Raw genomic sequence first — 6737 nt, 5'->3', positions numbered from 1 at the left:
CGCCCAGATTGTGAGACTCAGGGGCATTGAACCCCTTCGTCTCACCGCCTATCCCCCATCCCGCCAAGCTGCGCTGTGGCGGGAGTACCCCGGAGGTTCTGATGGCTTCAAGAGGCCAATCCCACCAAGCAAGCTGGTTGAGCTGCTCGATGACGTCGGGTGAAAAGCGGTAGCGAACGACTTTGGCTGGCACCCCTGCAACAACTGCATATGGCGGGACGTCTCTCGTCACCACGGCAGCCATTCCAACAACCGCCCCGTTTCCAATCGTCACCCCTGAGCGAATCATAGCGCCATAGCCGATCCAAACGTCATGCCCAACCTGAATATCTCCCCGGGTCAGAGGGTGACCTTCCAAAGCCCGCAGTTCGCTCCAGAACTCAGGTAGATGAGTAAAAGGATAAGTAGTTGCCCATTCAGTGTGGTGCTCATAGCCTGCAAAAAAATGAACCCCTTTTGCAATTGAGCAGCAGCGGCCAATCTTTACCCGCGAAGGCTCTCCCATCCAATGAATGAAGAGCTCCACTGCATAGGTCAGGGGGCCGACAGTAAGCAAGGGAAATGGTTCCAAGCCTTGGTAGTAGGCAAAGTACGTTTTGTCCTCCAGTTGAGGACTATGTTCAATGCAGATGGCCATAAAACCTCCGGCTGCTGGATTGGGGTCTGCCAAGATCAATTTCCAAAACGTGAGCCTAAGTAGAATATGCCCAAGCTCCAGGCAGGGGGGTTCCAGGGTTTGCACGGCAACTGAAGCAGAAGCGTAGGGGGTCTACCGACTGCCAAGCTACTCTAGCAATAGACTTTCCTCTTCAGGCAATGCCAATTGTGCTTATCTGTGGCCCTGCCCGCTGCGGCAAGAGTCGGCTGGCGGAGAGCCTGGCGGCTGCTTCCGGCCTGCCGGTCGTCTATCTGGCCACCGGCCCCAAGCCCGATCCCCAAGCCGACCCAGAGTGGGCGGAGCGGGTTCAGCAGCACCGGCAACGGCGTCCTCCCACTTGGCAAACCTGGGAAACCGGGCCCGACCTGGGGGCCGACCTGCAAAAGCTGTCTCAGCCCTGTTGTGCCCTGGTGGACTCTCTAGGCGGCTGGGTGGCGCAGGGTCTGGAGTGTTCCCCGGAGGAGTGGGATCCCTTGGTGGACGCTTTCTTGTCGGCCTTGCAGAGCTGGGCAGGAAAGGCGATCTTGGTCTCAGAAGAGGTAGGCTGGGGAGTGGTGCCCGCCTATCCGCTGGGGCGTCGGTTTCGCGATCGGATGGGGGAGCTCACCCAGAAGCTGGCCCCGCTGGCAGATCAGGTGTTCTTGGTGGCAGCAGGCTTTGTCCTCGACCTAGCTCGGCTGGGGATCCCGCTGGCAGGGGTGAATAGCCCAGAGCTGAGATAAGCTGCAAGGGGTTGACGGATGGGGTATCTTGCTTGCGGAAGCCCTCGCCTGGATCAAGACTGGGTTAAAGCGATTGCTTGTCGCCGTGCCAATTACCTTCCACCTACCTGCCAAAGCCATCCAGGCCTTGGATTTGACCCCGGGCCATGAATTGGTGAAAACCTTGATGGCGGATCCCGTTGGCGCCGCTCAGCAGGTACAGTGCGCCATCGATTGGCCGCGCAGCCCCGACGATCCGCGGGAGCTGTCGGAGATCCCAGAAGTGCGCCTGTGGTTCATCCGCTGGGATACGGTTTACCCCTGGATGCCCTACTTTCTCGATTGGCGCAGCGGCGAGCTGGCCCGCTACGCCGCTATGCTGGTGCCCCACCAATTCAACCCCCGCGAAGGGATCGTCTACAACCCGGAGGCGTTGGAGATCTTCGTCTACCAGAAGATTTTTGTGCTGATGCGCTGGTTTAAGCAGCAGAAACTGGGATCTGTCTCGATGCTGCGCGACATGGCCTTGGTGTTTGGCTTTGAGGTGCAACCCGAGTTTCTGAGCCTCTGGGAAGCCGAGACGGGGGAACCATGAGAGTGATGGTAGCAGACACCTGGCCTGGAAGTCGGGCAGCACCAGGAGTGGCAGAGGCCTGGCAGCAGGCGGTGCAAGCCCCTTGGGGCCTGCTCGAGGTGGATCCCAGCCCTTCTGAAGCCCAGCTTAGAACCCTCTGGCGGCAGATGGTTGCTTGGGAGGGAGAGAAGGCCCCGCTGCTGGTGGTGCCTGGCAGCCTGGCCGATCCGATAGGGCCCGGCCAAACCTGGGCTGACCTAGCCCATGCCTGGGGGTTTGACGTGCTCTTGACGCTGCCCCAAGAGGCTGCTCTCAGCCAGGGAGCCGCTTTTGCAGCCTTGCTTCACCAAGCCAAGGCCCACTGCCTGGGATGGGTGTTGCTGGAATCTGAGTCGGCCTCCTCCCCAGAAGAAGAACCCGCTTTGATCTGGCAGTTGCAGGCCCACCTGGGGATCCCTGTCCTGGGTAGAAAAACGGCGGCGGGGCAAATTTTTTGGAGAGCGGAGATGTTGGATTTGCTTTCGGCAAGGCCCAGCTCCCGACTGGGGGCGCCCCTTGCTTGAGGTTCTCCCTTCCCAGCGAAGGGGATCCCCTTGCCCCTAGGACTCGTCGGCAGAAGGGAGCTGCCAAACCCTTGTCTGGCTTAGGCGCGGCGGCAAGCCGGGGCTTTAACCGCGGATCCCCTACCTTTTTCTTTGATAGGTGCCCATCAGTTGGGCCTGGGCAAGGAGGTGGCCTTCCATAGCCTGCAGCAGGGCTTCCTTCGTCGCCCCTGCAGCCAAAGACAGTTGCCGATCCAGGGCGTAGAGGGTGAAGAAGTAGCGGTGGGTGCCGCTGGGAGGGCAAGGGCCACCGTAGTCGTTACGCCCCCAACTGTTTTGCCCATGCACAGCCCCCTGGGGCAAATCGGCATCGCCGCGGATCCCTTCTGGCAGGCTGCTAACGCTGGTGGGCAAGTTGTAGACCACCCAGTGGACAAAGGTGCCCCTGGGCGCGTCTGGGTCATCCATGATTAGGGCAAAGCTCTGGGTTTCCGAAGGTGCCCCCGACCAGGCTAGGGGTGGAGAGAGATCTTCCCCATCACAGGTGTAGCGGGAGGGGATGGATTCTGAGTGGGAAAAAGCGGAGCTGGTGAGTTGCAAAGCCATAATTTCTTCAGGTTTCAGCAACTGGCCATATCCTGCCACACGAGGGGACTGGGGGGTGGAGGGATATAGGGGGTCTCCTGCAGCTTCTACCTGAGGCGGGCCTCGATGACGGAGAGAGTGGGATTCGAACCCACGGTGAGTTGCCCCACACAGCATTTCCAGTGCTGCGCCTTCGACCACTCGGCCATCTCTCCAGAGGAGAGAAAACGACTTTTTAGCGAGCCTAAAAAGTCAGCTTTGTAATCCTAGCAGAGGTGTGGACCGGCAGTCAGCTCATTTGGCAGCCCCGACTCCCAAAATCTGCAGCATCACCTCCCAGCGGGAGCAGCGCCAGTGGTCGATGTGGGATCCGATCAACCCTGCTTCGTTGATCTGGATTTCTGTCCAGCCGGGGACGCACAGGCGGGGACGCCAGGGCAAAAAAGCCAGGGATCCCCTCAGCGTCCACTCGCTGCGGATGTGGTTGCCGCTCTGGTGGATGTCGTGCAGCTCGAGGTGGATATCCTGCAGCCAGCGTCCCAGGCTTTCGACCATGGCCCGATAGCGATCCAGGCCGCGAAACTCGTTGAGGGGATCCCGAAAATAAACTTGGGGATCGTAGATGGAGTAGGTTTGATCGCAAGGAAAGCGGGCGTAATCGGCCCGCAGGATGGCCACGAGATCGGGGGCGGCCTGAGAAGGAGGGCTCACGTCTTAACCTCAGCGGGAAGGGATACCGTCTCCCCCGGGGCAGGGCAGCACAACTGGATGGATTGGCCGGTGGCAGCGTTCAGGGATCCCAGCTTTTCCCGGAACTCCTCTAGGCTCCCCAGGGGGCGGATCTGGGCGGCAAACCAGCCGTGGTAGTCCACCTCTCCCATAGCGGTGGGAATCACCTGCTGCGGGCGCAGGGCGGCCACCACCTGCAGGGCCCGCTGCGGCCCCATGATCACCTCGCCCAAGAAGGGAAAGATCTGCCCTACCACCGGGATCAGCAGGGTGTGGATGGGGGTGAACTCCTGCTGCAGCCGCGGGCGGACATCCGGTTGGGAAAGGTGGGGCTCGTAGTAAAGCCGCGTCTGGGTCGGCAGCTCCTCCAGCAAAAAGCCCAGTTCCCGCACCGGCCCCAGGGGGGCGCCAGGAACCGCTGTGATGCCTAGATCTCCCCACTGCACGGACTGCCAGGGATCCAGGGCCTGCACCCTCATAAAGCCAAGGCTCCGCGCCACCCTGGCGGCTGTTGGAGAAGCGAAAACCGGGATCTGCTTGTCCAGCCGCTGCAGGGTGGGGGGGTGGCAGTGGTCGGGTTGGCCTTGGCTGAGGAGGATACCGTCGATTTTGGGCAGGGTTTCCGGCGTGAACGGCGGCATCTGGCGGTGCTGCAGGCGGATGAACCAGGGCAGGCCAAAGAACACCAAGGGATCCACCAGCCACGGATCCAGCAGGAAAGTCTGGGTCTGGGTATGGACTAGCCAACTGTTGAGGTCGATGCGGGTGAGTTTCATGGGGCTATTGGCCGGTGATGGAAAGATCGGCTACCCAAATGCGGGGACACAGACCACTAGGAGTGATTTGTGGCTCCGGCTCGACGTAGAAAATGGACTGCAAGAGTGCTAGAAAATCCCCCGCTACTGTCGCCGCCTCGATGCTGATGCGCTCCCCCTGGCGCACCCACCAGCCCTGGAAGGGCAGGGAAAAGGATCCCTGCAGAGGCTTGACTCCGGCATGGAGAGCCTGCAGCTCGTCAATCCAGACCACATTCTCAGCCGTGGCCAGGTCGTAGGTGCTCTCTGGCGGAGCCCCGGCAAAGACGTGGTAGTAGTGGGCTGCCACCGTCACCTTGGCGCCGATATTGGCGTGCCCCGTGGGCTGGGCCCCCAGGCGTTTGGCGGTGCCAGCGCTGTGCAAAAAGTGGGTCAGAACTCCGTTGGTAATCAGGGAAACGCGGCGGGTGGGGGTGCCTTCGCCGTCAAAGCTAATCGCGCTTACGTTAGTCGGGTGCAAGGCATCGTCACACACCGAAAGCAGCGGCGAGGCAATCTGCTGGCCCAGCGAGTCGGGGGTGGACAGGCTTTGGTTGTCCAAGATGTTCTGGGCGTTGAAGAGATTGGAGAAAGCCCCCAACAGGCTTAAAAAAGCTTCCCCAGAAAAAACCACCGTATATTTCCCCGAAGGGATCTGCGCGTACTCCAGGTGGCTGATGAGCTTCTCGGCGGCTTCTTTTACGCACCCCTGGATATCCAGCTCCTCTAGGCTGCGGGCCACCCGCATGGCGCCGGCGCTGCGGGGCTTGCGGCCTTCTTGTTCTGCTTTGCCGTAGAGAAAGACCGAGGCCAGAGTGTGGCCCTCCTGGCGCAGAGCTTGGTCGCTGTTGAGGTAAAAGCGGTCGATCTGTCGCTGGGCCAGGCCGTTGTAGGGCACCCCCTGGATGGCGGGATGGGATCCCAGCAAAGCCTTCTCGGCAGCCACCAGCTGATCTAGGAGCTCGCTGGCCAGCGCCAGGGGCCTTTTGTCATTACAGGGCTGGAGAATGGGCAGCTTCGCTTCTGGACTGAATTGGGGCGCGTGTTCCCGCACGCCGAAGTGGCTGGCCTCAAAGGCCGTCTGCAGAGCTAGTTCCAGCCCTGCTTCGTCCACATCGGTGGTGGAGGTCACCCCTACCTGGCCCTGGTCGTTCCAGGCCCGCACCGTCACACTGCAGCGGTGAGAAGCTTTTACCTGACGGGGCTCCCCCTGCTCCACCTGCACGCTGGTCTCATCCACTGCGGCTCCGTAGAGATCAAACTGGGGGATCCCCAGGTGTTTGGCGCACCTTTGCGCCTGTTCGGCCAAGAGTTCAACTTGCAGCATGTCATTCCTTCTCTACCGACGGGCCAGCCAGGCGGTCAAGTCCTCCACGCTGTTGAAATCCAGCAGCGCTTCCCCCAGCGCCTCCAGTTGCGACGGGGGCAAGGCCCAAATCCTGTTTTCCAGGGCCGGGTCAAGGGATCCCAGCTTCCGCCGCAAAAGCCGCAAAACCAGCGTTGCTTCTCCATGCTGCAGTCCCTGTTGCAGTCCCTGTTGCAATCCCTGTTGCAATCCCTGTTGCAGCCCTTGCTGCAGGCCCAGTTGCAGACCTTCTTTGCGCCCTGCTTCCAGCCCCTCCCGCAAAGCTTCCGAGCGCCACTCCTGGTAGATCACCGATTCCCTCATATCCAAAGACCTCATGATTTGCCGAATCAAACCCCGATCCAATGCTAGTCCCGCCAAAACGGCTGTTGCTGCTGCCAGTTCTCGCTGCTTGCTGGGGTCTGGCAAGCGCTCCAGCTCGGCAACGACTTCTCGTAAGGTTTCTACAGGATCCTGATACATTTACGCTGAACACTGCTGAGCATTACTGCTCAGCGGTGAAGCGATAGCATTCTGTCCGTTTCCGTTGTCACTACGCGATGCTGACGCGACCGCGCTACTCGGACGGAGTCCAAACAGAAAGGCGGTATCCCGCAAAGCCCTGAGCATAACACCCAGGGCGCCTTGCCAATCTCGTGGTAGTCTGTGGTTGCACTTTGGGCATCTAAACACCTTTGCGCCACCCAACTTAGTGTGGATGTGCCCGCACTTGGTACAGGTTTTGCTGGTGTACGCTTCCGATACTTCCACGACAACCACGTTTTTCTTCTTGGCTTGAAACTTCAGGA

10 protein-coding genes and 1 tRNA gene are annotated in these 6737 nt (G+C 60.4%); 3 read left to right on the top strand and 8 right to left on the bottom strand.

Annotated elements, in window-relative coordinates; all coding sequences use genetic code 11:
- On the bottom strand, positions 1–637 hold a 637-nt coding region (locus SYN63AY4M2_RS14385; RefSeq protein ID WP_168175109.1), incomplete at its 3' end, for a CatB-related O-acetyltransferase.
- A gap of 179 nt (positions 638–816) precedes the next feature.
- Here SYN63AY4M2_RS14385 and cobU point away from each other — a divergent pair.
- The 3 genes from cobU (at position 817) to SYN63AY4M2_RS10325 (ending at position 2496) form a co-directional block, all read left to right on the top strand.
- Positions 817–1380, top strand: coding sequence for a bifunctional adenosylcobinamide kinase/adenosylcobinamide-phosphate guanylyltransferase (gene cobU / locus SYN63AY4M2_RS10335; RefSeq protein ID WP_099887365.1), 564 nt, complete (start codon positions 817–819; stop codon positions 1378–1380).
- An 85-nt stretch (positions 1381–1465) separates the two neighbouring features.
- The gene (locus tag SYN63AY4M2_RS10330; RefSeq protein ID WP_011431052.1) at positions 1466–1954 is read left to right on the top strand and encodes a CRR6 family NdhI maturation factor; all 489 of its coding nucleotides are present in this window, start codon (positions 1466–1468) and stop codon (positions 1952–1954) included.
- A 5-nt stretch (positions 1955–1959) separates the two neighbouring features.
- Complete coding sequence (locus SYN63AY4M2_RS10325; RefSeq protein ID WP_099887506.1) at positions 1960–2496, top strand: hypothetical protein; 537 nt, start codon at positions 1960–1962, stop codon at positions 2494–2496.
- 120 nt (positions 2497–2616) lie between these two features.
- Here SYN63AY4M2_RS10325 and SYN63AY4M2_RS10320 read toward each other — a convergent pair whose 3' ends face one another.
- From SYN63AY4M2_RS10320 to SYN63AY4M2_RS10290, 7 genes are all read right to left on the bottom strand, one after another.
- Complete coding sequence (locus SYN63AY4M2_RS10320; RefSeq protein WP_240527831.1) at positions 2617–3102, bottom strand: YbhB/YbcL family Raf kinase inhibitor-like protein; 486 nt, start codon at positions 3100–3102, stop codon at positions 2617–2619.
- 88 nt (positions 3103–3190) lie between these two features.
- Positions 3191–3275, bottom strand: a tRNA-Ser gene (locus SYN63AY4M2_RS10315).
- A 79-nt stretch (positions 3276–3354) separates the two neighbouring features.
- The gene (locus SYN63AY4M2_RS10310; RefSeq protein ID WP_011431055.1) at positions 3355–3771 is read right to left on the bottom strand and encodes a DUF2358 domain-containing protein; all 417 of its coding nucleotides are present in this window, start codon (positions 3769–3771) and stop codon (positions 3355–3357) included.
- Positions 3768–4565, bottom strand: coding sequence for an MBL fold metallo-hydrolase (locus tag SYN63AY4M2_RS10305; RefSeq protein WP_011431056.1), 798 nt, complete (start codon positions 4563–4565; stop codon positions 3768–3770). Before SYN63AY4M2_RS10305 ends, SYN63AY4M2_RS10310 begins: the two co-directional genes overlap by 4 nt.
- Positions 4566–4569: 4 nt before the next feature.
- Positions 4570–5910 (bottom strand): TldD/PmbA family protein, encoded by a 1341-nt coding sequence (locus SYN63AY4M2_RS10300; RefSeq protein ID WP_011431057.1) that lies wholly within the window; start codon positions 5908–5910, stop codon positions 4570–4572.
- Positions 5911–5922: 12 nt separating this feature from the next.
- The gene (locus SYN63AY4M2_RS10295; RefSeq protein ID WP_011431058.1) at positions 5923–6411 is read right to left on the bottom strand and encodes a DUF4351 domain-containing protein; all 489 of its coding nucleotides are present in this window, start codon (positions 6409–6411) and stop codon (positions 5923–5925) included.
- Positions 6412–6737, bottom strand: a 326-nt coding sequence (locus SYN63AY4M2_RS10290; RefSeq protein WP_143597204.1) for a zinc ribbon domain-containing protein, incomplete at its 5' end; no start/stop codon positions are given. It abuts the gene before it with no gap.

It is taken from the genome of Synechococcus sp. 63AY4M2, from assembly GCF_002760475.1.
Lineage (GTDB): Bacteria > Cyanobacteriota > Cyanobacteriia > Thermostichales > Thermostichaceae > Thermostichus.
This window is presented reverse-complemented; position numbering and strand designations above follow the sequence as displayed.